Source organism: Delftia sp. 11MD, assembly GCF_050907895.1.
Taxonomy (GTDB): Bacteria; Pseudomonadota; Gammaproteobacteria; order Burkholderiales; family Burkholderiaceae_C; genus Comamonas; species Comamonas tsuruhatensis.
Window position 1 is genome coordinate 1,356,024 of the sequence record NZ_CP194333.1, and the last position, 26,558, is coordinate 1,382,581.

Genomic DNA, 26,558 nt, shown 5'->3' on the forward strand with positions numbered 1-26,558 from the left:
ATCATCACATGCTCGACGAACGTGCCAAGTTGTTGCTCAAAGCGCTGATCGAGCGTTACATCGCTGACGGCCAGCCTGTGGGCTCGCGGACCCTGTCGCGTGCGTCGGGGCTTGAATTGTCGCCTGCCACGATACGCAATGTGATGGCTGACCTCGAAGACCTGGGGTTGATCATCAGTCCGCACACCTCGGCCGGCCGCATTCCGACCGCCCGGGGCTACCGGCTGTTCGTGGACACCATGCTTACGGCGGACCGTGCAGATATCGTGACGCCCGAGCTCGTGCCCGAGCAGCCGCAGAAAGTCATCGCCAACGCCGCCAATCTGCTGTCCAGCCTTTCCCAGTTCGTGGGCGTGGTGCTGGTGCCTCGCCGCACCTCGGTGTTCAAGCACATCGAATTCGTGCGACTGTCGGAGCGGCGCTTTCTGGTCATCATCGTCTCGCCCGACGGTGACGTGCAAAACCGCGTCATCTTCACCGACGTGGATTACTCGGCCTCTCAGCTGATCGAGGCATCGAACTTTCTCAACAGCCACTACGCAGGCTTGGCCATGGAAGAGGTGCGCGAGCGCCTCAAGGGCGAGGTCGAGCTTTTGCGCGGCGAGGTGGCCACCCTCATGCAGGCAGCCGTCAACGTGGGCACGGAGGCCATGACCAGTGCCCAGGAGGACGTGGTCATCGCGGGCGAGCGCAACCTGCTGTCGGTCAGCGATTTCTCCAGCGACATGGGCAATCTGCGCCGCGCCTTCGACCTGTTCGAGCAAAAGACCCAGATCCTCAGGCTGCTGGATTTCTCCAGCCAGGCCGAAGGCGTGCGCATCTACATCGGGGGCGAAAGCCAGGTCGTGCCCTTCGAGGAGCTGTCCGTGGTCAGCGCGCCCTACGAGCTCGATGGCAAGGTGGTGGGCACGCTGGGCGTGATCGGGCCCACCCGCATGCACTACGACCGCATGATCCAGATCGTGGACATCACCTCCAAGCTCGTCAGCAATGCGCTGAGTCACAAGCGCTGAGTCCTGCGGGTTAGGCTCTACAATAGTTGTTTGCCATGGACTGCATCCGTGCTGCCTTGGTGAATCAGGGGCCTTAGCTCATGCTTGGTTAGAGCAGCGGACTCATAATCCGTTGGTGCCCAGTTCGACTCTGGGAGGCCCTACCATCCATTGGTATGAAAAAGCCTGCCGCCTTTCCGGGCGGCAGGCTTTTTTGCTGGGAGCGACGCTGCCGGCTGGCATGGCTGCGCCTGGCTGCCATTGAATGCGACTTCCAGGTTTTTTGCAGAAATATGGCGCTTTTGCCTGGAAGCTCCAAAACCCGCTGCTACAATGCGAAGCGTTGCGGCTGTAGCTCAGCTGGATAGAGTACTTGGCTACGAACCAAGGGGTCGTGGGTTCGATTCCTGCCAGCCGCACCAAAAAACGCAAAGCCCTGAAGTTGAAAGACTTCAGGGCTTTTTCGTTTTCACGGGCCATCCGCTGGGATCCGCTGGGATGACACCCCCGGTCAGGCTTGCTGCGCCTTCGGCAGCACGATGCTGAAGGTGCTTCCCTGGCCTGGCGCGCTTTCTATCTGCAGCTGCCCGCCATGGCGGGCAGCCACGGTGCGGACAAAGGCCAGCCCAAGGCCTGCGCCGTCCAGGTGCTGATGGTGGTCCAGGCGCTCGAAGGGCTGGCTCAGGCGGGCGACGGCCTGCGCATCCATGCCGGGTCCGTGGTCCCGGATGGCGATGCGGCAATGGCCGGCGTCCTGCAGCAGCAGGCATTGCACCGTGGCGCCGCTTGCCGGTTGCCCGTGCGCTCCGTACTTGATGGCGTTGCCGATCAGGTTGACGGCTGCGCGGTGGAGCATGCCCGGGTCGCCCAGCACGGGGCATTCCTGCTCGGGCAGGCTGAATTCCAGCTGCACATGGGCGGCGCTGGCCTGGGCCCAGCAGCTTTCCACGGCCTGGTCCAGCACCAGGCCCAGGTCCAGCTGCTGCTGGCGCAGCGCCTGCTGCTGGGCACGAGCCAGGTGCACGAAATCGTCGGCCAGCTGCAGGGAGGCCTGGGCATAGCCTTCGATGCGCGGGAGCAGCATGCCCAGGTCGGGCGCTTGTACGGAACCACGCTGCATCTCCAGCAAGGTGATGATGGATGCCACGGGCGCCCGGATGTCGTGCGAGATGAACTGCATGGCCTGGTCGCGCTGGGCCTGGGCGCTGCGCAGATCGCTGATATCGACCAGGGTGATCAGCCAGCCCGTGGTGGGCGGAGCCTCGAAGGCCTGGACCAGCAGCATCAGGCTGCGGCCGCGACCGTCGCGCCCCTCGCTGCTGAGCGGCAGGCCGCCGGCGGCAAGCGCCCTGGCCGTGAGCAGCGGGCTGCCGGCTTGCGGGCCGGGCGCCGTGTCCAGCGCCTGCAGGCCATCGAGCAGCCTGGGAAGGGAGTCGCCAGCGCGCAGGTCGTGATCCAGGCTGCGCGCATAGGCATGGGCCGCGGCATTGGCCAGCAGCACATGGCCCTGGCGGTCGCAGACAAAGGTGGGCGAGGGCAGCTGGCGCAGGCTTTCGCTGACGAAATGGTGCAGGGCGCGCAGTTGCCGCGAAGCCTGCTCGACGGCGGCAATGCGCTGGTCCAGCAGGTCGCCGCCCAGGCGCAGCGCGGTGGGCAGGCCCTGGCCCTGCAGGTCTCGCAGTTCCAGCGCCAGAAAGCGGGCGGCGGCGCGCAGGCGCAGCCAGCTCCACAGCGGATAGGCCAGGGCCAGGCCCAGCAGGGCTGCGGCAGGGGCCGTCTGCACCTGCCAGATGCGTGGTGCCAGCCCGGCCAGCGACAGGCAGGCCAGGGCCAGCAGCGCGCAGGCCAGCATGCCGCCCGAAGGGCCCAGCCAGGCCAGGGCCAGCAGGGCCAGCAGCACGGCTGCGGTGTTGAGCGCACGGTCCAGCCCCGCCGAAGCGCGGTGTACGTGCGAGCCCTGCAGGCTGCCGTTGAGCACATGGGCCAGCATTTCCACGCTGGAGATGGGGCGCGCGCTGGCACCCAGCGGTGCGGTGAACTGCGCTCCCAGTCCGGCGGCCGTCGTTCCTATGAGCACGTATTTGCCGCGAAATGCCGCAGCAGGAATGCGGCCGCGCAGCACGTCGATGTACGAATAGGTGGTGAAGGGCGAGCGGTCAAGCGCGCCGTGCTCGGGCCTGGCCTGTGCGAAGGCAATGATCTCCCGCTGGCGGCGCTGCCATGCGGGTGTGCCGGGGTCCAGCGGCGGCACGGGTTCGGGGCGGGCGCATGGGCGGCCGTGCTGGCCCACGCAGTGCAGGGCCAGCGCCATGTGCCACCAGGGCTGCTGCGCGCTGCCTTCAATGGCATGGAAGCTGCGCACGGCGCCGTCGGAATCCACGGGCAGCTGGGTGTGGCCCAGCGCTGCCGCAGCCTGTGCAAAGGCCGGCAGCGGATCCGTACCCGGCGCCACGGGCAAGGCGGTGCGGCCGCTGCGCTGCAGGACGCGCGCCAGCAGCAGATCATCGCCTGGATAGTCCAGATCTTCTTCGCTGAGCATCACGTCCAGGCCGATGGCGCGCGGCGGGGCCTGGCTGATGCGCTCCAGCAGGCCCGCGTGCAAGGCACGCCTCCAGGGCCAGCGGCCTATGGCGTCGATGCTGGCATCGTCGATGGCCACGATGACGATGTCCTGAGATGCCTTGGGGCGGTGCAGCCAGCTGGCCGTGTCCTGCACCAGTCCGTTGATGCGCTCCAGCTGCCCGTCACCGCTGAGCCAGAACACCAGGGACAGCAGTCCCGCCGCCAGCAGCAGCCAGTCCCGCCGCAGCCCCCGGCCACGCGCGGGCGCCGGCTGCACCTGCTGCGCCGGCGTGGCGGGACTGTCAGGCGAAGGCGGCAGGGTGGACAAGCGTGGTCAAGGATTGAACGGGTGCGGTTACTGGCGCTGCAGGCGCTCTCCGCTGCCCGATTGCATCATCTCGCCGCTGGCATCGACGATCCAGCTGCCGGTGCGGAACTGGCGTGCGGCCGAGAAATCGCTGCCCAGGCCGTTGGCGTCCTCGATCTGCAGCCGCAGGTAGTAGCTGCCTGCGGGCAGGTCCTCGGTGCTCCATTGCGGCTGGTCGGTCCAGAGGTCAACCAGCGGCGCGGTGAACTCCTGGTCGCGCGCCACCATCACGTGGTAGCGCTGGCCGGGCTCGCCACTCCAGCGGATCTGGCGGCTGCCCTCGGCGGGGCCGTCGCCCATCTGCAGCGCGCTGGCCGAGGGCTGGGGCGGCACGGCCGCCAGCTGCATGGCCTGGGCTGCGGCGAACGGGCCCTGGTCGGGCTTGCCGTCGGCCAGCGTGCGGATGCTGGCGGCGCGCCAAAGATAGCGGCCGGCCGGCAGCCGGGCCAGCGCGGCTGCGGGCAATGTGCAGTCGTTCAGGTCGCGCGCGTCGATGGCGGGTTCGGCAAAGCCGGCCTGGGCATCGGCAGAAACGACCTGGATGCGGTAGCGCACGGCGCCCACCACCTTGGTGCACTGCAGGCCGGCGCGGCCCAGGCCCACGGTGGCGTCGGCCTGCGGTGATTCGTACAGCGGCGGCACGGGATGGGCCTTGACGCGCAGGGCGCGCCGGCTGGCCGCACCCGGAATGCCCTGGGCGTCGATGCCGCGCAGGGACAGTACATAGTCGCCATCGTCCACGCCTGCCAGGCGCAGCGGTGAGGCCGTGGCCTGGAAGCTGGCGCTGCGCAGCACCTGGGTCATGTCCGCGTCGCGCGACAGCTGCAGCTGGTAACGCACGGCGCCGGGCAAGGCCGGCAGGGGCAGGCTGATCCAGTTGGCGTCTTCCGCCAAGGCGGGCCAGGCGGTGATGTCAGGCGCGCCCAGCATGGGGCGGGGTTGGCCGACGCGGCCGTCTGCCGCCACGGCCACGCCCTGGCCGGGGTGCAGCAGCGCATCGCCGGAAGGTGCGCCAGAGGCGTCCGAGCCCACGGCGACCGTGCCTTCGTCGACGGCGGCCGCTGTCCTGCCTGCCGCATCGGTCTGCACCAGGAAACGCGTGCCGCGCACGCTGGTCGATGCCGCAGGCGTGCGCACTTCGAAGCGGCGCTGGGCATTGCCCTGCTCGGGGGGGACCGAGGCCTCCACGCTGCCTTCTCGCAGGTCGATCACGGACTGCAGGCTGCCGGCCCGGCCCTTGCGGCGCATCTGGCGCAGCAGGACATCGGACTGCGACTGCACGCGCACCAAAGAGCCATCGGCCAGGCGCACGGCCACAAAGGCGTCCGGCGCAAGCTGCAGTCGATCGCCTTCCTGCAGCGTCTGTCCCCTGCGCAGGACCTGGCCTGCGTCTTCGGCCGAGCCGCTTTGCGTGTCGGCCAGATGGTCGAGCGCGCGTGTGCTGCGCGCATCGCCCTGCACGAATTCCACGGAGGCCACGGCGGCGCGCAGCAGGCGCACGGGAATCTCCAGCACGGAGCCGGGCCGCAGGCGATACGGGTTGGTCACGCCGTTGTGCTGCTGCAGCTGGGTCCACTGGCGTGCATCGCCCAGGTAGCGGCTGGCCAGCTGTTCCAGGGTGTCGCCTGTGGCCACGCGGTGGGCGAGCATGTCGCCGCCGCTGGCGGCGGGTTTGATCTGGGCCTGTGTGGCGGCAGCGCCCAGCAGGGCCAGGCTTGCCAGCAGGCAGGCCCGCGCGACGGGCCCGCGCAGGCTGGCGGCGAGCAAGAGTCTGTTCATGGTGTTTGAGGTGCCGCCTGCAATGCCTCGTCAGGCACGTCCAGGCGGTAGCCGTAGCCGTACACGGCGCTGATGGCGTAGGGCTGACCGGCGCGCAGGTTCAGCAGCGCGCGCAGGCGCGAGATATGTGTGTCCAGCGAGCGCGACTGCACTTCGGCGTTGTGGCCCCACACGGCTTCGCGCAGGTGTTCGCGCGACAGCAGGCGGCCCTGGTTCTGGAACAGCGTCAGGGCCAGCGTGTACTCGCGGTGCGTCACCTCGATGGGCTGGCCATTCATTTCCAGGCTGTTGGTGGTGGTGAGGAACCGGAAGGGGCCGAACTCCAGCACGCTTTGCGTATTCACCGGATAGGCGCGGCGCAGCAGGGCGGCCATGCGCGCGCGCAGCTCGCCGTGGCGCACGGGCTTGACCATGAAATCGTCTGCGCCGCAGGACAGGCCTTCGACGATGTCGGCCTCTTCGCTGCGGTGGGTGATGATGAGGATGGGCAGCTCGCGGCTCACATGTCCGCGCGTCCACCGCACCAGGTCCGTTCCTTCCATGTCCGGAAGGTGCCAGTCCACGATCAGAAGGTCGAAGCTCTCGCGGCGCAGTTCCAACTGCAGGGCCGAGCCCGTCTGGTAGGTGTGGCAGCTGTGGCCCGTCTCCAGCGCAACCTGACGCAGCATCTCCAGTTGCAGCGGATCATCGTCCAGAGCAGCGATACGCATCCCAATGTCCTTTCACGCAAGCGCCAGAATCCCGGGCGCAGGGCTTGCGGGCAAGACTGCCCGCAAATATGCGGTTTCTCAAGCGAAGCTTACCCTTACTCCGAAGCATCGCGCAGTTGCTGCAGGGCGGCCAGCACCAACTGCGCGTCGGCGGGCTGCAGCCGGGACTGCAGTGCGGACAGGGCCGCCTCGCCTTCCCTTTGAAGTTGGCCGATGGCCTGGCCGGCTTCCTTGGGGGCGTCGAAGCCCAGGCTTTGCAGCAGCAGCTGGCCGTCGGCAGCCACGAGCTTGAAGTAGAACTTGCCGTCGGCTTCGCGGTATTGCTTGAACTGGGGCAGGGCCTGCTTCGCGGCCTTGGCCTTGGCGGCCACGGGGGCCTGGGCCAGGCTGCGCAGGCCGACGGCCGAGCGCAGTTCTCGGATCAGGGGCAGGGTCTCGCGGCGGGCCTTGGTGGCGCCGGCCTGCAGGATGTCCTCCAGTTCGCCCGGATGGGCCACCAGGTGCTCGTAGCGTTCGCGCATGGGGGCCAGCTCGCGGTCGATGCGCTCGAACAGCTGCTGCTTGGCGTCGCCCCAGGCAATGCCTTCGGCGTACTGGCGGCGCAGCGCCTCGGTTTCTTCCTCGCTGGCAAAGCCCTGGTAGATCTGGAACAGGGCCGAGCCCTCGACTTCCTTGGGCTCGCCGGGCGTGCGCGAATCGGTGGTGATGCTGCCGATGAGCTTGCGCAGCTGCTCGCGCGTGGAGAACAGCGGGATGGTGTTGTTGTAGCTCTTGCTCATCTTGCGGCCGTCCAGGCCGGGCAGCGTGGCCACGTTGTCCTCGACCTGTGCCTCGGGCAGCGTGAAGAACTCGCCGCCATAGATGTGGTTGAAGCTGGAGGCCATGTCGCGCGCCATCTCGATGTGCTGGACCTGGTCGCGGCCCACGGGCACCTTGTGGGCGTTGAAGGCCAGGATGTCGGCAGCCATCAGCACGGGGTACATGAACAGGCCGGCAGTCACGCCGTCATCGGTCTCGGCGCCGTCCGCGTGGTTCTTGTCCACGGCCGCCTTGTAGGCGTGGGCGCGATTGAGCAGGCCCTTGCCGGTCACGCAGGTCAGCAGCCAGCACAGCTCGGGGATCTCGGGGATGTCGGACTGGCGGTAGAAGGTCACATGCTCGGGGTCCAGCCCCGCCGCCAGCCAGCTGGCCGCGATCTCGATGGTGGAGCGCTGCACGCGCGCCGGGTCCTGGCACTTGATCAGTGCGTGGTAGTCGGCCAGGAAGTAGAAGTTCTCCACCTCGCGCGAGCGGCTGGCCGCGATGGCCGGGCGCAGCATGCCGGCATAGTTGCCGAGGTGCGGGGTTCCGCTGGGAGTGATGCCGGTGAGGAAACGGATGGTGCTCATGACGGGAGACTGCGACAGGCAATAGAGAGAAAAGAAGGGAATCTGACGGGCAGGCTGGGCGGGTCTGCCGCGCGTTCAGCGCAGCAGCGCGATCAGCGGCGTCAACGCGAGATCGATCACGGCATAGCCGAGATCCATCAGCGGCCGCAGCCACAGGCTGCCGACCACGCCGGCGATGACCAGTCCCATGACGATGAAGAATCCCCAGGGTTCGATCCGCGCCACCCATTGCGCCTGGCGCCAGGGCAGCAGGCCGACGAGGATGCGCCCGCCGTCCAGCGGCGGCAGCGGGAAGAGGTTGAAGGCCCACATCACCAGATTGACCAGGATGCCGGCGCGGCACATTTCAATGAAGAAGCGCTCGCCCACTCCCGATCCGACCAGAACCACGAGCAGCACGCCCCACATCAGCGCCTGCACGAAATTGGAGGCCGGGCCCGCCAGGGCCACCCAGATCATGTCGCGCTTGGGGTTGCGCAACTGGTCGAAGCGCACGGGCACGGGCTTGGCGTAGCCGAACAGGAAGGCGCCCGAGGTGGCGAAATACAGCAGCAGCGGCATCAGGATGGTGCCGATGGGGTCGATGTGCTTGATGGGGTTGAGCGTGATGCGTCCCATCATGGCGGCCGTGTTGTCGCCGAAGTGGCGTGCGGCATAGCCGTGGGCAGCCTCGTGCACCGTGATCGCGAAGAGCACGGGCAGGGCATAGATGAGTACGGTCTGGATGAGGTTGGAGATGTCCACGGCGGGCATTGTCTCAGACGGCGGCCACCCTTGCCGCTGGGCACCGCCAGAGCCCGTGCGCAGCGCTGCGGCCGACCGGATATGGTGGTTTCCCGCGGATTGGCAACAGCCGCCTCTGTGTTGCAAAATGAAACAGCAATGCGATGGGCGAATCAACAGGTTTTTCACCAAGGCCCTCGGGCCATATGGACAAGAGGTGGCACGTGGGCGTACTGGGCTTGGGCAGGCTGCCGATAGGCTGGCGGCTGGTGATTGCGTTCGGCGGTATCAATCTGCTGGTGTTCACGATGATGGCGGTCACGGTGCTCTCGCTGGGGCAGGCCGAGCAGGCGCTGGCGGCCGGCGGGGCGACCACGGTGGCCGAGCAGGCGCTGGTGCACACGCGCTGGTGGGTGCTGGGCCTGGGGGCGGCCGTCTGCACACTGGCCCTGGTGGCCTGGTTCAGCCTGCGGCGCGGCATCGTGCAGCCGCTGGGCCAGGCCATCCTGATTGCCGAAACGGTGGCCGCCGGCGACCTGAGCCAGGAGTTTTCGACCGAGCTGCAGGGCGACTTCGGCCGCCTGCTGGGCGCGCTGGGCACCATGGAAGACACGCTGACCGAGCTGGTCGGCCGCATCAAGCAGTCCACGGATTCCATCGGCCTGTCGGCCGGTGAGATCGACGCCGGCAACACCGACCTGTCGCGCCGCACCGAGGCCCAGGTCTCGGCGCTGGCCCAGACGGCGGCCAGCATGGAGCAGCTCACGGCCACCGTGCGCCAGAACGCGGAGCGCGCGCATTCGGCCAGCGGCCTGGCCGTCGATGCATCGTCCACGGCCAGGCGCGGGGGGGCCGTGGTGGGCGAGGTGGTGCAGACCATGGAGGCCATCAGCGGCAGCTCGCGCAAGATCGTGGACATCATCCAGGTCATCGAAGGCATTGCCTTCCAGACCAATATCCTTGCGCTGAACGCGGCCGTGGAGGCGGCACGCGCGGGCGAACAGGGCCGGGGCTTCGCCGTGGTGGCCAGCGAGGTGCGCAGCCTGGCCGGCCGTTCGGCCGAGGCTGCCAAGCAGATCAAGGAACTGATCACCACCAGCGTGCGCCAGGTGGAAAGCGGCGCGGGCCTGGTCAACCAGGCGGGGGCCACCATGCAGGAGATTGTCGGCGCCGTGGGCCAGGTCTCGGGCCTGCTCGGCGAAATGTCGCAGGCCCTGCGCGAGCAAAGCGAAGGCATTGCCCAGGTCAACGCCGCCGTGGGCCACATGGACAGCGCCACCCAGGAGAACGCGGCCCTGGTGCATCAGGCCTCGCGTGCGGCCTCAGCGTTGAGCGAGCGCGCCCAGGAGCTGGAGCAGGCCGTGGGCGCCTTCAAGCTCGATGACGAGCCGCAGGATGCTGGCGCTGGCGTGCGGGTGCAGCCGCAGAAGCCGTCGATGGCTCCCGCCGCAGTCTTGTCCGCCGCTGTGACGAGGCCGTTGCAGAGCGCGCCGGCTGCTGCACCCCGGCCCCTGGAGTGGGCGCAGCACTGAACGCCTTTCAGGATCAAGCTGCAAAAACAGACGCCGGGCATGCCCGGCGTTGATGTTTGTGCGGGGGGTGGGGTGATTCAGGTCATTTCCAGGCCCAGGGCCTCCAGGCTGCCCCGGCCTTGCCGCACCACGGTGGGCGGATTGCCCAGGGCCATGGGCACCAGGTCGATCACCGTGGTCGGCTCCGAGGGGCAGGCACCTGCATCGACGATGGCATCGAGCTCGTGGGGAAAGCGCTCCAGGATGGCATCCGCGTCATGCAGGGCCTCGGTCTCTCCGGGCGGGATCAGCGTGGTGGCGATCAGCGGCTCGCCCAGCTGCTCCAGCAGCAGCTGCGTGCCCTTGCGGTCCGGCACGCGCAGGCCGATGGTCTTGCGCGAGGGGTGGCTCAGGCGCTTGGGCACTTCCTTGGAGGCTTCCAGGATGAAGGTGTAGGGGCCCGGCGTGGCCAGCTTCAACAGCCGGTACTGGCGGTTGTCCACGCGCGCATGGCTGGACAGCTCCGACAGGTCGCGGCACAGCAGCGTGAGGTGGTGCTTGTCGTTGATCTGGCGGATGCGGCGAAGCCGCTCCACCGCAGGGCGGTCGTCCAGATGGCAGACCAGTGCATAGCTGGAGTCCGTGGGAATGGCCAGGATGGCGCCCTGGCGCAGCATGTCGGCGGCCTGCTTGATGAGACGGGGCTGGGGATTGTCGGGGTGGGCTTCGAAGCGTAGGACCATGGTGTGCGTTGTTTGCGGGAAGGGCTCAGGCCGGCTGAATGCGCTCGCCCAGCAGTTCCCATACCGGCGTCAGCTGGCCCGGCAGGTAGGGCAGGTCGCCCAGGTCGGTATGCGACTCCTCGGGGCTGTGGAAGTCGCTGCCGCGCGAGGCGGCCAGGCCGAACTCGCGGGCCATGTCGGCATAGACAGCGTACTCGCTGGGGCGGTGGCTGCCGGTGACGACCTCCACGCCCTGGCCCCCATGGGCCTTGAATTCGGAAAACAGCGCGTACTCCTCGTTGGCCGTCAGCGCATAGCGGGCCGGGTGGGCGATCACCGCCACGCCGCCGGCCTGCGTGATCCAGCGCACGGCGTCGGCCAGGCGCGCCCAGGTATGGGGCACGTAGCCGGGATGGCCTTCGGTCAGGTAGTGGCGGAACACCTCGCCGGTGTCGCGGCAGCGGCCGGATTCCACGAGAAAGCGCGCGAAATGCGTGCGCGAGATCAGCGCGGGATTGCCGGCAAAGCGCAGCGCGCCTTCGTAGCTGCCTTCAATGCCGGCCAGCTCCAGCTGGTGGGCCATCTCGCGGGCGCGGGGACCGCGTCCGTCGCGCGTGGCATGCAGGCCTTCGACCAGGGCCGGGTCGTCTGCGTCAAAGCCCAGGCCCACGATGTGCACCGTGGTGCCTGCAAAGCTCACCGAGATCTCTGCGCCCGTCAGGTAGTCCAGGCCGCAGGCGCGCGCTGCGGCGGCTGCGCGGTGCTGGCCGCCGACCTCGTCGTGGTCGGTCAGCGCCCACAGCTGCACGCCGCGGGCTGCGGCACGTTCGGCCAGTTGTTCAGGCGTCAGCGTTCCATCCGAGACCACGGAGTGGCTGTGCAGATCGGCATTCAGATAGGACTTGGGCACCGGCCCATTGTAGGTGTCGGTCCTTTTCCGAGCCTGGCGCTGCGGCTGGGGACTTCCCTGAGTGCGGGTTTACCGCCCTCAATAGTGACAGCGGCATGACGATGATCAGCCAGGCGCCGTCAAGGGTGGACAAGAATGATTGCCCGGAGCGAAGGTCGGCGGGGCGCCATGGCCAGGCTCCGGCATTGTTAGAAAAAAGATCGGTTTTTCCATGAATCTGAATCAAATCACCGTCGCCCAGAAACTCTGGGCCTTGGTGCTGGGACTGCTGGTGAGCATGCTGGCGGTCAACGGCGGCATCCTGTTCTATCTGCACGGAGTCAACGAGAAGATCAACACCGACGTGATGACCGCGCAGCGCGGCGCCACGCTGGCGCGCGAGTGGCGGCATCTGACCCAGATGAGCGTGGAGCGCTCCATCGTCGCGGCCATGTCACCCGACGAGACGCTGGCCGCGCAGCAGCGCGCGCTGATGAGCAAGGGCATAGAACGCATCAACGTGCTGCAAAAGCAGGTGGGCGAGCTGCAGCTCGATGCCAAGGGCAAGCAGGCGCTGGAGGCCGTGGCGGCCGAGCGCCGGGAAACGCTCAAGGCCAACTCGGCGGCCCAGGATGCGCGCAAGGCCAGCGACTTCGCCTCCACCTTCGACATCGTGGAAAAGCAGCTGCGCCCGGCGGCCGAGCGCTACAACACGGCGCAGGAAGCCTTTGTGCAGCAGCAGGAGCGCCAAAGCGAGCTGGCGCGCGAGGAGGGTGTCGCCCACCGCACCCGGGCCTACTGGATCGGCGCCCTGGCCAGCGCGCTCATCGTGGCCCTGGGCCTGTTCATGGGCATGGCCATCATGCGTTCCATCACACGGCCGCTGGACCAGGCCGTGGCGCTGGCCGACGGCATTGCCGCAGGCGATCTCACGGGGTCGGTGCAAAGCAACCGGGGCGATGAGCTGGGCCATCTGCTGCAGGCGCTCAACGGCATGGCCCAGCGGCTGCGCGGCGTGGTGGGCGAGGTGCGTTCGGGCGTGGAGTCCGTGTCCACGGCTTCCAACCAGATCGCCAGCGGCAACCAGGACCTGTCCTCGCGTACCGAGCAGACGGCGGCGAATCTGGAGGAGACGGCGGCCAGCATGGAGGAGCTGACGGCCACCGTCACCCAGTCGGCCGATACGGCGCGCCAGGCCAACCAGCTGGCCGCCACGGCCGCGCAGGCGGCCGAGCAGGGTGGCGCCGTGGTGGCCCAGGTGGTCACCAGCATGCAGCAGATCACGGAAAGCAGCCGCAAGATCGCCGACATCATCGGCGTGATCGACGGCATTGCCTTCCAGACCAACATCCTGGCGCTCAACGCCGCCGTGGAAGCGGCCCGCGCAGGCGAGCAGGGCCGGGGCTTTGCCGTGGTGGCCGGCGAGGTGCGTTCGCTGGCGCAGCGCAGTGCCGAGGCCGCCAAGGAGATCAAGCTGCTGATCACCACCAGCGTGGACAACGTGCAGTCGGGCTCGCAGCAGGTGGAGCAGGCGGGGCGCTCCATGGAGGAAATCGTCTCCAGCGTGCGCCGCGTCAGCGACCTCATCGGCGAGATCACCGCCTCGTCCACCGAGCAGCGCGACGGCATTGGCCAGGTCAACCAGGCCGTGAGCCAGCTCGACCAGATGACGCAGCAGAATGCGGCCCTGGTCGAGGAATCCAGCGCGGCTGCGCTGGCCATGCAGGACCAGGCGCGGCGCCTGTCCGAGGTGGTGGCGGTGTTCAAGCTGGGGCAGGAAGGCAGTGCGCTGGCACCGGCCCGGGCGCAGGCGCCCGCCAGTTCAGCCGCCGTGGCGCGCCGACCGGCAGCAGCCCCTGCAGCGGCGGCACGTCCCGCGCCCGCGGCACGCCCGGCTGCCGCCGTGCGCAATGCACCGGCGCCCCAGATCCAGCCTCCTGTGGCCAAGGCGCCCGCCCGGGCACCTGCCAAGGCCGGCGCGGACGACGACTGGGAGACCTTCTAGCGGGAGGAGCGGGGATGCAGGCCGGCGCGTCCATGTGCGCCGGCCTGCAGGCCTTCGTCAGTTGCGCGGTTTGCCGTAGTCGGGCGAGCGCGGGCCCGGCAGCAGTCCGCGCTGCGCCATGGGCGACAGCAGGCGCTGGTTGGCGATGGAGGCGATCTGCACGCTGCGGTCGTTCATGGTGTCCAGGATCTGGTTGAGCAGTGCCGTCACCAGAATGCCGACCAGTCCGCCGCCCGAGCTTTGGCCTTCGGCACTGGAGGCCGTGGCGCTGCCGTCCCACAGCTGTGTGCCGGTACGCAGGTCCACCAGTTTGGCGTCCAGCGTGACCACCGAGGCGCTGCTGATCACCGCATAGCTGGTGCCGTAGTTGCGGATGTTCAGGTACAGGGCCGCATCGGCGCCAAAGATTTCACGGAGCTTGGCCACGGGCAGTTCCTGCGCATCGTCGGCGCTGACGATGCCGTTCTGGCGGAACATTTCCTCGGTGACCGCCACGGGCAGGACGTAGTAGCCAGCCTCGGCCAGCGGCAGCGTGATCTGCGACAGCACGCCGGCCGGCGCATTCACTTCCGGCGACTGGTTCAGCGCGGGCATGACCAGGATGGATGCAGGCTTGGATGCCCGCAGTGCCGAATAGTCATAGGGCGCAGTGGTGGCGCACCCGGTCATTGCGACGGTCATGGCCAGGGCCAGGGTCTTGATGTGTGTGCTCAGGCGCATCTCAATCCTTGCGGGCCGTGAAGGTTTGCAGCAGCGTGTCCATGAACTTGGCGGATTCGGGGAAATGCTGCTTTTCCTCTGCCAATTGCTGCACCGTCTTTTCGTTGTTGCCGGTCCGGGAATACAGCATGGCCATATGGGCGCGATAGCCGGGGGGCAAAGCCTTTCCCTCGGCCTGCACCTTCAGGCGGGTTTCTTCCAGCTTGAGCAATTGGTCCTCGGCGCCTGTGCTTCCGTCATCCTTGAGGTATTGATAGACCTGGGGCTGGTAATCGTTCCAGGCATACAGAGGCTGGCGCGGTGCGGCGCAGCCGGCCAACGAGGCGCAAACGGCCAGTGCAGCCAGGGTTGCGGCCGAATGGGGAATCTGCTTCATTGCGCGGGCTTCCATGCACCGCTGTCCATGCCGGCCGCCAGCTTGTCCACGGCTTCGCGGATGGCCAGATCCAGCACCTTGCCATTGAGTGTGGAGTCATAGCCGGCCGTGCTGCCGAATCCCACGATTTCCCGGTTCGACAGGCTGTATTCGCCTGCGCCCTGCACCGAATAGACGACTTCGGAGGTCTGCACCCGGACGATGTTCAGGCTGACCTTGGCATAGGCCACCTGCTCCTTGCCACGGCCGAGCACGCCGAAGAACTGGCGGTCCCCGACCACCTTGCGGCCGAACTCGCTCACGTCGCCGGTCACGACGTAGGTGGCGCCCTTGATCGCCTGCTCCTGCCGGTTGAAGCCCGCTTCCTGGCGGGTCTCGGACATGTTGTCGCGGTCCAGCACGCTGAATCGGCCGCTTTGCTGCAGGTGGGTTACCAAGATGGTTCTGGCCTGGCCACCGAGGCGGTCGACTCCGTCCGAGAAAATGCCGCGCTGGAAGCTGGAGCGGTTGTCGAACTTGCCCACGGAAATGGGGCTGCGCGGGCCTTGATAGGCGCTGTATGCAGAAGCGGGTTTGGCCGTTTCAAGCGTGCGCGATTGCTCGGTGGTGGCGCAGCCGGAAAGGCCGGCGGCCAGGGTGATGGCAATGGCCGTGCAAGGCCACAGGCGAGAAGTCATGAGTTTTTCCCCGGTTTTCTTGGAATGAATTTGCAATAAATTGTTGCAAAAAACCGGGGATATTAACCGAGCGGCGCCGTGAAGGGCCGGTGGGATCTCTAGGAAATGTCCGAATGAACGCCCTCGATCAGGAATTGCACCTTGCGCTCTCCGCGCCATTCATTGATGTCCATGCGAAATGCAATGCAGGCCGATGACGGCAGCGGGTCGGTATGGCCGAACCAGATGCCGTCCACGGTTTCGCCCTGATGGCGCAATTGCAGTTTCAGGTGCTTTTCCCCGACCAGGCGCTGTGACAGCACTTCCAGCTGTTCGCTGAAGGTGGGCGGGGCAAAGCCCTGGCCCCAGACCGCGAGATTGAGCTGCTCGACCATTTCCGGCTTGCGGAAATCAGGGTCCAGAGGCCCGTCGGTTTCTATGCGCCGCGTCAGCGTGGCCGCGTCCAGCCATTCCTGGGCCACCTGGGCCAGGGCCTTCTCGAACACGGCGAATCCGGCTTCGGCAATGGTGCAGCCGGCCGCCATGGCGTGGCCGCCGAAGCGCAGCAGCAGGCCAGGGTGGCGCTTGGATACCAGGTCCAGCGCGTCGCGCAGGTGAAAGCCGGGAATGGAGCGGCCCGAGCCCTTGAGTTCATGCTCGTGCCCCGGCGCGCCGCTGGCTGCGAAGACGAAGCTGGGCCGGTGCATGCGGTCCTTGATGCGCGAGGCCACGATGCCGACCACGCCTTCGTGGAAATCGGGGTCGAACACGCTGATGGCCGCCGGCGGCGTCATGCCGTCCGTGCACAGGCCCTCGGCCATGAGCAGGGCCTGCTCGCGCATGCCGCCTTCCAGCTCGCGGCGCTCGCGGTTGATGGCGTCCAGCATCTGGGCCAGGTTGGCTGCGCGGCCTGCGTCGTCCGTGGTCAGACACTCGATGCCGATGGTCATGTCGGACAGCCGGCCGGCCGCATTGATGCGCGGACCCAGTGCGAAGCCGAAGTCGAAGGTGGTGGCCGCAAAGGCCTTGCGGCCGGCCGCGTCGAACAAGGCCTGCAGGCCCGGCTGCATCTGGCCTCGGCGTATCTGCTTGAGGCCCAGGGCGACCAGGCGGCGGTTGTTGGCGTCCAGCTTCACCACGTCGGCCACGGTGCCCAGGGCGACCAGGGGCAGCAAGGCCTCCAGACGGGGCTGGCTGGTCTTGTCGAAGCGGCCGCGCGCGCGCAGTTCGGCTCGCAGGGCCAGCAGCACGTAGAACATCACGCCGACACCGGCCATGGACTTGCTCTCGAAGCTGCAGCCGGGCTGGTTGGGGTTGACGATGGCGTCGGCCAGCGGCAGGTGGTTGCCGGGCAGGTGGTGGTCGGTGACGACCACCTGCAGGCCCAGGGACTTGGCCTCGGCCACGCCTTCGACGCTGGCAATGCCGTTGTCCACGGTGACCATCACGTCGGCGCCGGTTTCCTTGACACGGCGCGCGATGGGGGGCGTCAGGCCGTAGCCGTCCACCACGCGGTCGGGCACCAGGTAGCCGACCTCGGTCGCGCCCAGCATGCGCAGGCCGCGCCAGCCCACGGCGCAGGCGGTGGCGCCGTCGCAGTCGTAGTCGGCCACGATGCACAGGCGCAGGCCGCGTTCTATGGCATCGGCCAGCAGCCGCACGGCGGCGTCCATGCCCATCAGGCCCGAGGGGGCCAGCAGGCGCGCGGGTGTGTCGTCCAGTTCGTCGGCGGAGCACACGCCGCGTGCGGCGTAGAGCTGGGCCAGCAGCGGGTGGACACCGGCCTGGCGCAGTGCCCAGGCCTGCTGCGCAGGGATCTCGCGGGGAATGATTTTCATGGGCAGTGTGTCAGAGCATGCGGCCCAGATCGGGCAGGGCGCGGGGGCCGAAAAGGCCCGCCAGCCTGTCCAGCCAGCGCGGCGGGCGGCTGCTCCATGCGATGGCATGGCGTTCGCCGCACAGCGTCAGCGTGAGCGGGTGGCCTGCGCGCACGCGCTCCAGCAGGCGGGCGATGAGCCCGGCGTCCAGCGCCTTCCAGGCCTCGCGCCACGCAGAGGGGTTGCCCTGCAGGGCTGCGGCGTGAAGGTCGTCCAGGCATTGCACGGCGGCCTTGGCGCCGGTGGCCGTGCCGGGCTCCAGGCGCCCGGCGCCGTGGACCCAGAAGGCGTTGATGGGCACCTGGCCGCGGGCGGCGCGGGCGTCGTTGAAGACATGGGTGTAGAGCAGCATCTGCACCTCGCTTTGCAGGCGGTGCAGGGCGCGTGCCTGCTGCGCGTCGGGCAGCCAGGGCCGCACGTCGCGGCCGATGACGCGGTCCATGGAGGCCGTGGCCAGGTCATCGAACAGCGCACCGCGCGCCAGCCAGCGCTGCGGCTGTTGGTACTCCAGCACGATGCCGTCGTCGGCGAACCAGGGCGCCAGCAGGGCCAGCAGCTGGCGGGATTCCTCATCGCTGAGGGGTGTGGTGGCGGGATCGCTCTGGTGGACCTGGTCTGCGCCTATGTGCCAGTGGCAGGGCGTGACATAGGCGCAGGCCTGCGCTGTCTCACCGGCCTGCCAGGCGGCCCAGGCAATCAGGCCCGGCGCATCGGGCAGGCCCAGCGAGCGCGCCAGGGCGCGTTCGTGGGGGGGAGAAAAATCCATCTCCGTGCCGGTCTGTGCGGGAGCGGGCTGCATCAGCGCCAGCAGGGATTGGAGATGGGGCAGCTCCAGTCCGCCCCAGACGGCCGTGACGGCAGCGTCATCCGCTGCATCCGAGGACGGACCGCCGGCATAGGGGATGATCCATTCGGTCGTTTCCTCCAGCGGGGCTTGGGTGGAGGACACCAGGGGCGCGGTCAAAAGCATGGCCGCTATTGTCGGGCATGGGGTGCCGCAGTGCCGGCGCCTTCGTTTTTCCCCTTGGAGCGCGGTTCAGCGCTGGGGCATGTCCCGGGCCGACGAGACCAGGCTGACCGTGGCGTCCTCGGGGATGGGCGGCATGCCCTGGTTCCAGTCTTCCCAGGCGCTGCGCATGGCGGCCAGACGCTCGGGCGCGCGCACTGCCTGGTTGGCGCGCTCGCGCTCGTCGCTGGCCAGGTCGAACAGGTAGTCGATGCCGTCCACGCGCAGGTACTTCCAGTCGCCGTCGCGCAGCGCGCGCTGGCCGCGGTGCTTCATGCGCCAGTGCAGGGCGCGCGGGAATTCGGCATCTTCGGCGCGCAGCACGGGCAGCAGGGAGACGCCGTCCAGCGCATGGCCGGCCGGCGCCTGCACGCCGGCGGCATCCAGCACCGTGGCCGACCAGTCCATGCTCATGCAGTGCTGGGTGCTGCTGCGGCCCGGCGCGATCACGGCCGGCCAGTGCGCAATCCAGGGCACGCGTATGCCGCCTTCGGTCAGGTCCATCTTGCCGCCGACCAGGGGCCAGTTGTCGGAGAAGCGTTCGCCGCCGTTGTCGCTGGTGAAGACGATGAGGGTGTTGTCCAGCTGTCCGCTGGCACGCAGCGCCTCGACGATCCAGCCTATGCCTTCGTCCATGTGGTGGATCATGCGGCGGTACTGGTGGATGTTGCCGCCGTCCAGGTGGGCAATGCCTGCGCCCAGGGCCTCGGCCGTGCTGCGGTCATCGCGCGTTTCCCAGGGCCAGTGCGGCGCCGTGTAGTGCAGGCTCAGGAAGAAGGGCGCATCGCCCTGGGCCATGCGGTGGACGAAGTCCACGCTGCGCTGCGACAGCAGGTCGGTCAGGTAGCCCTCGTCGTGGTGCTCCTCCTCGCCCACCCACAGGTCGTGCTGGCCCGAGCTGCTCAGATGGGTGAAGTAGTCCACGCCGCCTGACATGGGGCCGAAGTATTCCTCGTAGCCCGAGCGCAGCGGGCCGAAGTGCGGCGGGTAGCCCAGGTGCCATTTGCCGATCAGCGCCGTGCGGTAGCCGGCATCCCTGAGCATCGATGCGACCGTGGGCATGTTGGGCGGCAGGCCCAGCTTCTCGCCCAGCGGCGTGCCGCGTGTCCTGCTGTTGATGGGTTCCTCGGCCGCACCGCGCAGGCGGTACTGGTAGCGCGCCGTGGCCAGGGCAAAGCGCGTGGGAGAGCACACGGGCGAGTTGGCATAGCCCTGGGTGAGCCTGAGGCCGCCGGCGGCCAGGCGGTCGAGCACGGGCGATACCGGGCCGAAGTCGGCCGCGCGGCCGCCGTAGCAGCCGAGGTCGGCATAGCCGAGGTCATCGGCCACGATGAAGAGGATATTGGGACGGGACATGGAAATGCGTTCTGTGCAGGGTTGTGGACGGGAAGCGGCGGCGCTCATTCCATCTTCATTCCGGTGGACTGGATCACGGTCCGGTAGCGGTCGGCCAGCGCCTGTATGCGTTCGGCGGCGGCCTGACCGGTCAGGCCTTCATAGAACAGGTCGTTGGCGCGCATGCGCTCGCGCAGCGCCGCATCCTTCATGGCCTTTTCCAGCGCGGACTGGATCCTGGCGACCAGGGGCTCGGGCGTGGCGGCCGGCACCCACAGGGCGAACAGCACTTCCTGCTCCAGGTCCTTGTGGCCCAGCTCGCCCACGGTGGGCACGCCGGGCACCAGCGGGTTGCGCTGGCGCGTGGTCACGGCCAGCGGCACGACCTTGCCGGCCGCCACCTGGCCCAGCATGGCCGAGGAGCTGATGATGCCGCCCTCCACCTCGCCGGCCAGCACGGCCGTGCTGGCCGGGGCGTTGCCCTTGTAGGGCACGTGGCTGACCTTGGCGCCCGTGGCATGGGTGAGGATGGCCGAGGCCAGGTGGCCCGGCGTGCCGTAGCCGGCCGAGCCCAGCGTCAGGCCGCTTTTCTTGCCCTGGGCGATGAACTGGTCCAGCGTCCTGAGGCCGGTGCGGGGATTCACGGCCACCATCATTCCCTGCGAGGCGATCATCATCACGGGACGCAGGTCCGTGCCCTTGAACGGCATGCTCTTGTAGATGAAGGGATTGACGGTGAAGGTCGTGTCGATGCCGACCAGCAGCGTGTAGCCGTCGCCGGGTGCCTTGGCCGCGTTGTCGGTGCCGATGTTGCCGCCCGCGCCGGGCCGGTTGTCCACGACGAAGGGCTGTTTGAGCTCACGCTGCAGTACCTCGCCCAGGCTGCGCGCCAGGATGTCGGCGGCGCCAGCGGGCGCGAAGGCGACGACGATGCGCACGGGTTTGGCGGGCCAGGCGGCAGCATCGGCGGCCGCATCGGCCCGGGCGCCAGCGCCGGAGCCCAGGCCCAGCAGAAGGGCCAGGCCGGCCCGCAGCAGCGGGCTGCGCAAGGCATGGGTGGCATGGGTGGCTTGGAACAGGGAAAACATGGTCGGCGAACTTTCTGCGCTGCGGGTGCGCCGGGCTTTGCGAGAATCCCCAAGCCGGCTCCGGACGGTGGCTCCCGTTGTCTCCTTTCCGGACGGGGCCACTGTAGAAGTCCCCGCAGCAATTGATCTAATCAACTGTTCCCCGTGAATACCCGTCCAGCCCCCACGTCCATCCAGCAGATGCTGCTGTTTCGCATCAACCGCTACTTTGGTGCGGCCGGCGGCGTGGCCATGCGCATGTGCGAGGCGCATTTCGGCATCACGCGCCGCGAGTGGGGCGTGATGGCCACGGTGGCTGCCAACGAGGGCCTGCTGTCGTCGGAGCTGGCCGAACGCGCGCAGCTGGACCGCGCACGCACCTCGCGCGCCCTCAGCGGGCTGGAGGAAAAGGGCTGGGTGCAGCGCAGCCCCCTGCCCGGCGACCGCCGCCGCGTGGCCGTGTCGCTGACGGCCGAGGGGCGGCGCATGTACGGCCTGATCCTGCCGCGCATGGCCCAGATCCACCTGGACCTGGTGTCCGTGCTCAGCGACGAGGAACTCGCACAATTCGATACCTTGCTGGCCAGGCTGCAGCGCCATGCGCTGACGCTGGAGGCAGAGGGCCGCTACGACGCCCTGCCGCGCGTGGACCGCGGACGGCACCGGCGCTGACACGCCGACGGCAAAGCCTGCCGCCATGCAGGGCCTGCGGGCGATGACACAATGCATGCCCATGCAATTTCCCTACGAACTGGCCGTCGGCTGGCGCTACACCCGGGCCGGGCGCGCCACGCGCCGCAACGGCTTCATCTCGTTCATCTCCGGCGTCTCCATGCTGGGCATCGCCCTCGGTGTCGCGGCGCTGATCATCGTGCTCAGCGTGATGAACGGCTTCCAGAAGGAAGTGCGCGACCGCATGCTCAGCGTGGTCTCGCACATCGAGATCTTCGCGCCCCAGGGTGCGGCGCTGCCCGATCTGGAGCGCACCATGCGCGAGGCGCGCGCCAACCCCGACGTGCTGGGCGCCGCCCCGTTCGTCGCGGCCCAGGCGCTGCTGGCACGCGGCGAGGACATGAAGGGCACCCTGGTGCGCGGCATCGATCCGGCGCGCGAGGGGGAGGTCGCCGACGTGGCCGCCACCAATGCCGAGGTGCTCCAGCGCCTGGTGCCTGGCGAGTTCAACGTGGTGCTGGGCGTGGAGCTGGCGCGCTCGCTGGGCGTGCGCCAGGGCGACATGGTCACGCTGATCGCCCCGGGCGGCCAGGTCACGCCGGCCGGCGTGGTGCCCCGCCTCAAGCAGATGCATGTGGCCGGCACCTTCGACTCCGGCCACTACGAATACGACTCGGCCCTGGTGATGATGCATTACGAGGACGCGCAGCGCCTGTTCCGCCTGGAAGGGCCGACTGGCATCCGCCTGAAGCTCAAGGACCTGCACGAGGCGCCGCGCGTGGCCATGGAGCTGGCCCACACCATCACCGACCGCCTGCTGATCCGCGACTGGACCCAGCAGAACCGCACCTGGTTCGCGGCCGTGCAGCTGGAAAAACGCATGATGTTCATCATCCTCACGCTCATCGTGGCCGTGGCTGCGTTCAACCTCGTGTCCACGCTGGTGATGACGGTGACCGACAAGCGCGCCGACATCGCCATCCTGCGCACGCTGGGCGCCTCGCCGTCCAGCATCATGGGAATCTTCATGGTGCAGGGCGCCATGGTGGGCGTCATCGGCACCTTCGCGGGCCTGCTGCTGGGCCTGGGCATTGCCTTCAACATCGATGTCATCGTGCCGGCCATCGAGCGCCTGCTGCATGCCAACTTCCTGCCCAAGGACATCTACCTGATCAGCAAGATGCCCAGCGATCCGCAGTACAGCGACATCATGCCCATCGCCGTGATCTCCCTGGTCCTGGCCTTTGTCGCCACCATCTACCCGAGCTGGCGCGCCAGCCGCGTGAACCCCGCCGAGGCGCTGCGCTATGAATGAAGTGAATGTGATGCCCGGTTTCGAAGTGTCCCAGCAGGGCGCCGTGGTCCTCGATGCGCGCGGCCTGACCAAGCGCTTTGCCGAAGGACGGCTCAACGTGCAGGTGCTGGCAGGTGTCGATCTGCAGGTGCGTGCGGGCGAGACGCTGGCCATTGTCGGCGCCTCGGGCTCGGGCAAGAGCACGCTGCTGCACCTGCTGGGCGGGCTGGATGCTCCCACCAGCGGCAGCGTCACCCTCAAGGGCGAGCCCCTGCATGAACTCAGCGCCCAGAAGCAGGGCGCGCTGCGCAACCGGCACCTGGGCTTCATCTACCAGTTCCACCATCTGCTGCCCGAATTCAGCGCCCAGGACAACGTGGCCATGCCGCTGCGCATACGCCGCGACGAAAGGGCCGAGTGCATGGAGCGCGCCGCACGCATGCTGGCGGCCGTGGGCCTGGGCGAACGCATGCTGCACCGTCCGGCCGAACTGTCGGGGGGCGAGCGCCAGCGCGTGGCCATTGCCCGTGCCCTGGTCACCCAGCCGGCCTGCGTGCTGGCCGACGAGCCCACCGGCAACCTGGACCGCAGCACGGCCGACACCGTGTTCCGTCTGATGCTGGAGCTGGCGCGCAGCCATGGCACGGCCTTTGTGATGGTCACGCACGACGAGCAGCTCGCGGCGCGCTGCGACCGCATGGTGCGCCTGGTGCAGGGACAGCTGGCCTGACCCTGTACTGGGTCCTGCATGCGCCGTCCTGCGCGCTCCGGCGTCAGGCCATGCGCAGCAGCTTGCCGCCCATGTGCGGCGTGCGCACAGGCACCACGGTGGGCGCTGGCGCCGCCTTGATCTGCGGGGCCTCGGGAACCATGGCCGCCGGCAGCGACTTGCGCACGGGTTGCGCGCGGGGCGTGTCGCCGATGTTTACGCTCTGGGCCGTCAGGTCGGCCGTGACCTCGCGCAGCCGCGCAGACTGCGCCATGGAGGCCTGCACCACGTCGCCCATGATGGCCGTGACCTGGTGGGAGGAATCCACGATTTCCTGCATGGTCCCGCCGGCCTGTCGCACCTGCTCGGCGCCCAGAGCCACCTGCTCCACCGAGGTGTGGATGAGCTGCTTGATCTCCTTGGCGGCGGCGGCGCTGTTCTGCGCCAGTGCCCGCACCTCGCCGGCCACCACGGCAAAGCCCCGGCCCTGCTCGCCGGCGCGGGCCGCTTCCACGGCGGCGTTGAGCGCCAGGATATTGGTCTGGAAGGCGATGCCGTCCATCACGCCGATGATGTCGTTGATCTTGCGCGAGCTGGCGCTGATGGACTCCATGGTGCCCATGACCTCGTGCACCGTGCGCCCGCCCTGCTCGGCCACCCGGCAGGCCTGGCGGGCCAGTTCATTGGCCTGGCCTGCGTGCTCGGCGCTTTCGCTCAGGCCCTGCATGGCCTCGCCCAGGGTCTGCGCGGCCGTGAAGCGGCGCGTGATATCGCGGGCGTACTTGACTACCTTGAAGGGCCGGCCGTCGGCATCGAGGATGGGGTTGTAGCTGGCCTCGATCCAGACCTGGCGGCCGTGCTTGCCGATGCGCAGGTACTGGCCTGCATCGTGCTGGCCGCTGCCCAGCTTGCGCCAGAACTGCGCGTATTCGGCGCTTTGGCGCTCATGGGGCTGGACGAACATGCTGTGGTGCCGCCCGACGACCTCGTCCAGCGTGTAGCCCATGGCCTGCAGGAACAGGCGGTTGGCATGGAGGATGTTGCCGTCCAGGTCGAACTCGATGATGGCCTGCACCTTGGAGATGGCCGCCAGCTGGCCTTCGGCATCGGCGTTGCGGCGCTGCTGCTCGGTGATGTCGGTGGCGTACTTCACCACCTTGAAGGGCCGGCCATGCCGGTCGAAGATGGGGTTGTAGCTGGCCTGCAGCCAGACATCGCGCCCATCCCTGGCGATGCGCCGGTAGCGCCCCGCATCGTGGATGCCGCTGCCCAGGCGCTGCCAGAACCGGGCGTATTCGGGGGATTCGCTGACCTGGCTGTCCACGAACATGCGGTGGTGCTGGCCGATGACCTCGTGCTCCTCGTAGCCCATGGTGTCCAGGAAGTTCTGGTTGGCAGCCAGCACATGGCCTTGCAGGTCGAACTCGATCACCGCCTGGGACTTGTGTATGGCGGCCAATTGCCCGTCAAGCTCCGCCTTGCGGCGTGCGCCACCGAGGTCCAGGATTCGACTCCATGCTGAGCGCTTCATGGGAATTCCTCTCTCCAAAGCATGCCGGCCGGTGATGCGGGAGCCCGATGCGGGGTGTAAGTGTTACTTTATGTATTTTTATGGAGGCGCAAGCCATTCGTGTATTGATTTTGTCAAACGGAGCTGACTCGCAATAAGCCAAGGGTTTGCCCTTGCTCCGGGCCTCGTCTGCCCCTTGGACGGGCGCCGCCCGGGCCGGTGGCATGATGCGGCCATGCCCGCCTGGATAGACACCCACTGCCACCTCGATGCCCCTGAATTCGATGCCGACCGCGATGCCGTGCGCGCGCAGGCGGCCGAGACAGGCGTTGCGCATCTGGTGATTCCGGCCGTGGCGCGCGAGCACTGGGACACGGTGGTGGCGCTGGCGCGGCGCCATGGCGACAGCTATGCGCTGGGCATCCATCCGCTGTACACGCCCAATGCCCGCGAGCAGGACATTGCCGCATTGCGCGAGACGCTGGACCGGCTGCGTGGCGATCCCCAACTGGTGGCCGTGGGCGAGATCGGGCTGGACTTCTTCGTGCCAGGGCTGGACGCACAGCGGCAGGTCTGGTTCTACGAGCAGCAGATCGCGCTGGCGCGCGAGTTCGATCTCCCGGTCATCCTGCATGTGCGCAAGTCCAGCGACCGGCTGCTCAAGACCCTGCGCGCGCGGCCCGTGGCGGGTGGCATTGCCCATGCCTTCAACGGCAGCGTGCAGCAGGCCCAGGCCTTCATCGACCTGGGTTTCAAGCTGGGCTTCGGTGGCGCCGTGACCTATGACCGCGCGCTCAGGCTGCGCGAGCTGGCAGCCAGCTTGCCGCTGGACGCGCTGGTGCTGGAAACCGACGCTCCCGACATTCCGCCGCACTGGCTCTACACCACGGCCGGGCAGCGTGCCCAGGGCCAGGCCCAGGGCCGCAACACGCCGGCCGAGCTGGCACGCATTGCGGATGTGATTGCGCAACTGCGCGGCATCACGCCCCAGGCCCTGGCCGATGCCACGCGCCGCAACGCGCGGGCCGCGCTGCGCGGCCTGCCCGCCATGGCCTGAGCCTGGGCCGCTCATGCCCATGAGCGGTCTTGCCGCCCGCAGCAAGCAGCCCGGCGAGTGCTGGGCGACAATGCCGGCCATGTCCTTGACCGTTTCCGATCTGCCGCCCGCGGATGCCCCGCGCTGGCAGGGCCTGGCGCCGGTGGCCGATGCGCGGACCCGGGCCTTGGTGCTGGGCAGCTTTCCCGGCCTGCGCTCGCTGCAGCAGCAGCAGTACTACGCCCATCCGCAAAACCAGTTCTGGCCCCTGCTCCAGGCCTTGTGGCCCGAGTATCCGCAGCCCGGCCGAGATGACTATGCGGGCCGCTGCGAATGGCTGCTGGCCCGGGGCCTGGGGCTGTGGGATGTGTACGCCAGCTGCGAGCGCGAAGGCAGCCTGGACAGCGCCATCCGCGCTGCCCAGGTGAACGACTTCGCTGGGCTGCGCACGCACTGCCCGCAGTTGACGCTGGCCTTGCACAACGGTGGCGAGAGCTACAAGCACGCCGGCCGGACGCAGGCCCTGGGCCTGGCTGCCGTGAAGCTGCCATCGACCAGCCCGGCCAACGCGAGCTGGCGTTTCGAACGCAAGGTCCAGGCCTGGCGCGAGGCGCTGGCTCTCCATCAACTGCTCTGAATCTTTCCATTTTTC

General features: G+C 68.3%; 23 protein-coding genes and 2 tRNA genes. 10 read left to right on the forward strand and 15 right to left on the reverse strand.

What is annotated here, in order from left to right:
- The first annotated feature begins 8 nt into the window (after positions 1–8).
- From hrcA to ACRSCF_RS06150, 3 genes are all read left to right on the forward strand, one after another.
- Entirely contained in the window at positions 9–1,013 is a 1,005-nt protein-coding gene (hrcA, locus tag ACRSCF_RS06140; RefSeq protein ID WP_016445711.1) for a heat-inducible transcriptional repressor HrcA, read from the forward strand.
- Positions 1,014–1,080: 67 nt separating this feature from the next.
- Positions 1,081–1,159: transfer RNA gene (locus tag ACRSCF_RS06145), tRNA-Ile, on the forward strand.
- 178 nt (positions 1,160–1,337) lie between these two features.
- Positions 1,338–1,414 (forward strand) — tRNA-Arg (locus tag ACRSCF_RS06150).
- Positions 1,415–1,503: 89 nt separating this feature from the next.
- On the opposite strand, the gene ACRSCF_RS06155 is transcribed toward ACRSCF_RS06150, so the two are convergent.
- From ACRSCF_RS06155 to ACRSCF_RS06175, 5 genes are all read right to left on the reverse strand, one after another.
- On the reverse strand, positions 1,504–3,882 hold the full coding sequence (locus tag ACRSCF_RS06155; protein WP_244387866.1) for a CHASE2 and HATPase_c domain-containing protein: 2,379 nt from the start codon (positions 3,880–3,882) through the stop codon (positions 1,504–1,506).
- A 27-nt stretch (positions 3,883–3,909) separates the two neighbouring features.
- Positions 3,910–5,700, reverse strand: coding sequence for a FecR family protein (locus ACRSCF_RS06160; RefSeq protein ID WP_432675345.1), 1,791 nt, complete (start codon positions 5,698–5,700; stop codon positions 3,910–3,912).
- Entirely contained in the window at positions 5,697–6,410 is a 714-nt protein-coding gene (locus tag ACRSCF_RS06165; protein ID WP_016445714.1) for a response regulator transcription factor, read from the reverse strand. Before ACRSCF_RS06165 ends, ACRSCF_RS06160 begins: the two co-directional genes overlap by 4 nt.
- 95 nt (positions 6,411–6,505) lie before the next feature.
- The gene (locus tag ACRSCF_RS06170; RefSeq protein ID WP_017404606.1) at positions 6,506–7,798 is read right to left on the reverse strand and encodes a tryptophan--tRNA ligase; all 1,293 of its coding nucleotides are present in this window, start codon (positions 7,796–7,798) and stop codon (positions 6,506–6,508) included.
- 75 nt (positions 7,799–7,873) lie between these two features.
- Positions 7,874–8,551, reverse strand: coding sequence for a site-2 protease family protein (locus ACRSCF_RS06175; RefSeq protein ID WP_016445716.1), 678 nt, complete (start codon positions 8,549–8,551; stop codon positions 7,874–7,876).
- Positions 8,552–8,727: 176 nt separating this feature from the next.
- Between ACRSCF_RS06175 and ACRSCF_RS06180 the strand changes: the two genes are divergently transcribed.
- Complete coding sequence (locus ACRSCF_RS06180) at positions 8,728–10,053, forward strand: methyl-accepting chemotaxis protein (protein ID WP_244387868.1); 1,326 nt, start codon at positions 8,728–8,730, stop codon at positions 10,051–10,053.
- A 77-nt stretch (positions 10,054–10,130) separates the two neighbouring features.
- Here the strand turns inward: ACRSCF_RS06180 and ACRSCF_RS06185 are convergent, their stop codons facing one another.
- Both ACRSCF_RS06185 and ACRSCF_RS06190 read right to left on the reverse strand, forming a co-directional pair.
- Positions 10,131–10,775, reverse strand: coding sequence for an L-threonylcarbamoyladenylate synthase (locus ACRSCF_RS06185; RefSeq protein WP_016445718.1), 645 nt, complete (start codon positions 10,773–10,775; stop codon positions 10,131–10,133).
- Between the two features lie 25 nt (positions 10,776–10,800).
- Complete coding sequence (locus ACRSCF_RS06190; protein ID WP_034364087.1) at positions 10,801–11,664, reverse strand: 3',5'-nucleoside bisphosphate phosphatase; 864 nt, start codon at positions 11,662–11,664, stop codon at positions 10,801–10,803.
- Positions 11,665–11,875: 211 nt separating this feature from the next.
- On the opposite strand from ACRSCF_RS06190, the gene ACRSCF_RS06195 reads away from it, so the two are divergent.
- Complete coding sequence (locus tag ACRSCF_RS06195) at positions 11,876–13,648, forward strand: methyl-accepting chemotaxis protein (RefSeq protein WP_244387869.1); 1,773 nt, start codon at positions 11,876–11,878, stop codon at positions 13,646–13,648.
- Positions 13,649–13,705: 57 nt separating this feature from the next.
- Here ACRSCF_RS06195 and ACRSCF_RS06200 read toward each other — a convergent pair whose 3' ends face one another.
- From ACRSCF_RS06200 to ACRSCF_RS06230, 7 genes are all read right to left on the reverse strand, one after another.
- Positions 13,706–14,368, reverse strand: coding sequence for a DUF799 domain-containing protein (locus tag ACRSCF_RS06200; protein WP_034364089.1), 663 nt, complete (start codon positions 14,366–14,368; stop codon positions 13,706–13,708).
- A 1-nt stretch (position 14,369) separates the two neighbouring features.
- Positions 14,370–14,744 carry a DUF4810 domain-containing protein gene (locus ACRSCF_RS06205; protein WP_034364091.1) on the reverse strand — a complete coding sequence of 125 codons (375 nt, stop codon included), beginning with the start codon at positions 14,742–14,744 and terminating at the stop codon, positions 14,370–14,372.
- Positions 14,741–15,421 carry a CsgG/HfaB family protein gene (locus tag ACRSCF_RS06210; protein ID WP_016445723.1) on the reverse strand — a complete coding sequence of 227 codons (681 nt, stop codon included), beginning with the start codon at positions 15,419–15,421 and terminating at the stop codon, positions 14,741–14,743. Before ACRSCF_RS06210 ends, ACRSCF_RS06205 begins: the two co-directional genes overlap by 4 nt.
- A 98-nt stretch (positions 15,422–15,519) precedes the next feature.
- Positions 15,520–17,238, reverse strand: coding sequence for a single-stranded-DNA-specific exonuclease RecJ (recJ, locus tag ACRSCF_RS06215; RefSeq protein ID WP_244387870.1), 1,719 nt, complete (start codon positions 17,236–17,238; stop codon positions 15,520–15,522).
- A gap of 10 nt (positions 17,239–17,248) precedes the next feature.
- The gene (locus tag ACRSCF_RS06220; RefSeq protein WP_244387871.1) at positions 17,249–18,247 is read right to left on the reverse strand and encodes a phosphoglycerate mutase; all 999 of its coding nucleotides are present in this window, start codon (positions 18,245–18,247) and stop codon (positions 17,249–17,251) included.
- Between the two features lie 66 nt (positions 18,248–18,313).
- Complete coding sequence (locus tag ACRSCF_RS06225) at positions 18,314–19,639, reverse strand: sulfatase family protein (RefSeq protein WP_034364094.1); 1,326 nt, start codon at positions 19,637–19,639, stop codon at positions 18,314–18,316.
- Between the two features lie 44 nt (positions 19,640–19,683).
- A complete protein-coding gene (locus ACRSCF_RS06230) occupies positions 19,684–20,706 on the reverse strand; it encodes a tripartite tricarboxylate transporter substrate binding protein (protein ID WP_244387872.1) in 1,023 nt (340 codons plus the stop codon).
- Positions 20,707–20,886: 180 nt separating this feature from the next.
- Here ACRSCF_RS06230 and ACRSCF_RS06235 point away from each other — a divergent pair, with 180 nt between their 5' ends.
- The 3 genes from ACRSCF_RS06235 (at position 20,887) to lolD (ending at position 23,381) form a co-directional block, all read left to right on the forward strand.
- Complete coding sequence (locus tag ACRSCF_RS06235; RefSeq protein ID WP_313281218.1) at positions 20,887–21,357, forward strand: MarR family winged helix-turn-helix transcriptional regulator; 471 nt, start codon at positions 20,887–20,889, stop codon at positions 21,355–21,357.
- 61 nt (positions 21,358–21,418) lie between these two features.
- On the forward strand, positions 21,419–22,672 hold the full coding sequence (locus ACRSCF_RS06240) for a lipoprotein-releasing ABC transporter permease subunit (RefSeq protein WP_432676079.1): 1,254 nt from the start codon (positions 21,419–21,421) through the stop codon (positions 22,670–22,672).
- Complete coding sequence (gene lolD, locus ACRSCF_RS06245; protein WP_074921093.1) at positions 22,665–23,381, forward strand: lipoprotein-releasing ABC transporter ATP-binding protein LolD; 717 nt, start codon at positions 22,665–22,667, stop codon at positions 23,379–23,381. Before ACRSCF_RS06240 ends, lolD begins: the two co-directional genes overlap by 8 nt.
- A 43-nt stretch (positions 23,382–23,424) precedes the next feature.
- Here the strand turns inward: lolD and ACRSCF_RS06250 are convergent, their stop codons facing one another.
- Complete coding sequence (locus tag ACRSCF_RS06250; protein ID WP_133072223.1) at positions 23,425–24,891, reverse strand: methyl-accepting chemotaxis protein; 1,467 nt, start codon at positions 24,889–24,891, stop codon at positions 23,425–23,427.
- Positions 24,892–25,105: 214 nt separating this feature from the next.
- Here ACRSCF_RS06250 and ACRSCF_RS06255 point away from each other — a divergent pair, with 214 nt between their 5' ends.
- Together ACRSCF_RS06255 and ACRSCF_RS06260 are read left to right on the forward strand one after the other, a co-directional pair.
- Positions 25,106–25,927 carry a TatD family hydrolase gene (locus ACRSCF_RS06255; protein WP_074921091.1) on the forward strand — a complete coding sequence of 274 codons (822 nt, stop codon included), beginning with the start codon at positions 25,106–25,108 and terminating at the stop codon, positions 25,925–25,927.
- Positions 25,928–25,997: 70 nt separating this feature from the next.
- Positions 25,998–26,543, forward strand: coding sequence for a DNA-deoxyinosine glycosylase (locus tag ACRSCF_RS06260; RefSeq protein ID WP_034364120.1), 546 nt, complete (start codon positions 25,998–26,000; stop codon positions 26,541–26,543).
- Positions 26,544–26,558 lie beyond the last annotated feature (15 nt).

What these genes read in the sequence shown, in the direction of transcription:
- hrcA (WP_016445711.1), top strand. Translation starts at nt 9, where the DNA reads ATGCTCGACGAACGTGCCAAGTTGTTGCTCAAAGCGCTGATCGAGCGT.
- ACRSCF_RS06160 (WP_432675345.1), bottom strand. Translation starts at nt 5,700, where the DNA reads ATGAACAGACTCTTGCTCGCCGCCAGCCTGCGCGGGCCCGTCGCGCGG.
- ACRSCF_RS06165 (WP_016445714.1), bottom strand. Translation starts at nt 6,410, where the DNA reads ATGCGTATCGCTGCTCTGGACGATGATCCGCTGCAACTGGAGATGCTG.
- ACRSCF_RS06170 (WP_017404606.1), bottom strand. Translation starts at nt 7,798, where the DNA reads ATGAGCACCATCCGTTTCCTCACCGGCATCACTCCCAGCGGAACCCCG.
- ACRSCF_RS06175 (WP_016445716.1), bottom strand. Translation starts at nt 8,551, where the DNA reads ATGCCCGCCGTGGACATCTCCAACCTCATCCAGACCGTACTCATCTAT.
- ACRSCF_RS06180 (WP_244387868.1), top strand. Translation starts at nt 8,728, where the DNA reads ATGGACAAGAGGTGGCACGTGGGCGTACTGGGCTTGGGCAGGCTGCCG.
- ACRSCF_RS06185 (WP_016445718.1), bottom strand. Translation starts at nt 10,775, where the DNA reads ATGGTCCTACGCTTCGAAGCCCACCCCGACAATCCCCAGCCCCGTCTC.
- ACRSCF_RS06195 (WP_244387869.1), top strand. Translation starts at nt 11,876, where the DNA reads ATGAATCTGAATCAAATCACCGTCGCCCAGAAACTCTGGGCCTTGGTG.
- ACRSCF_RS06200 (WP_034364089.1), bottom strand. Translation starts at nt 14,368, where the DNA reads ATGCGCCTGAGCACACACATCAAGACCCTGGCCCTGGCCATGACCGTC.
- ACRSCF_RS06205 (WP_034364091.1), bottom strand. Translation starts at nt 14,744, where the DNA reads ATGAAGCAGATTCCCCATTCGGCCGCAACCCTGGCTGCACTGGCCGTT.
- ACRSCF_RS06210 (WP_016445723.1), bottom strand. Translation starts at nt 15,421, where the DNA reads ATGACTTCTCGCCTGTGGCCTTGCACGGCCATTGCCATCACCCTGGCC.
- recJ (WP_244387870.1), bottom strand. Translation starts at nt 17,238, where the DNA reads ATGAAAATCATTCCCCGCGAGATCCCTGCGCAGCAGGCCTGGGCACTG.
- ACRSCF_RS06220 (WP_244387871.1), bottom strand. Translation starts at nt 18,247, where the DNA reads ATGCTTTTGACCGCGCCCCTGGTGTCCTCCACCCAAGCCCCGCTGGAG.
- ACRSCF_RS06225 (WP_034364094.1), bottom strand. Translation starts at nt 19,639, where the DNA reads ATGTCCCGTCCCAATATCCTCTTCATCGTGGCCGATGACCTCGGCTAT.
- ACRSCF_RS06230 (WP_244387872.1), bottom strand. Translation starts at nt 20,706, where the DNA reads ATGTTTTCCCTGTTCCAAGCCACCCATGCCACCCATGCCTTGCGCAGC.
- ACRSCF_RS06235 (WP_313281218.1), top strand. Translation starts at nt 20,887, where the DNA reads ATGCTGCTGTTTCGCATCAACCGCTACTTTGGTGCGGCCGGCGGCGTG.
- ACRSCF_RS06240 (WP_432676079.1), top strand. Translation starts at nt 21,419, where the DNA reads ATGCAATTTCCCTACGAACTGGCCGTCGGCTGGCGCTACACCCGGGCC.
- lolD (WP_074921093.1), top strand. Translation starts at nt 22,665, where the DNA reads ATGAATGAAGTGAATGTGATGCCCGGTTTCGAAGTGTCCCAGCAGGGC.
- ACRSCF_RS06250 (WP_133072223.1), bottom strand. Translation starts at nt 24,891, where the DNA reads ATGAAGCGCTCAGCATGGAGTCGAATCCTGGACCTCGGTGGCGCACGC.
- ACRSCF_RS06255 (WP_074921091.1), top strand. Translation starts at nt 25,106, where the DNA reads ATGCCCGCCTGGATAGACACCCACTGCCACCTCGATGCCCCTGAATTC.
- ACRSCF_RS06260 (WP_034364120.1), top strand. Translation starts at nt 25,998, where the DNA reads ATGCCGGCCATGTCCTTGACCGTTTCCGATCTGCCGCCCGCGGATGCC.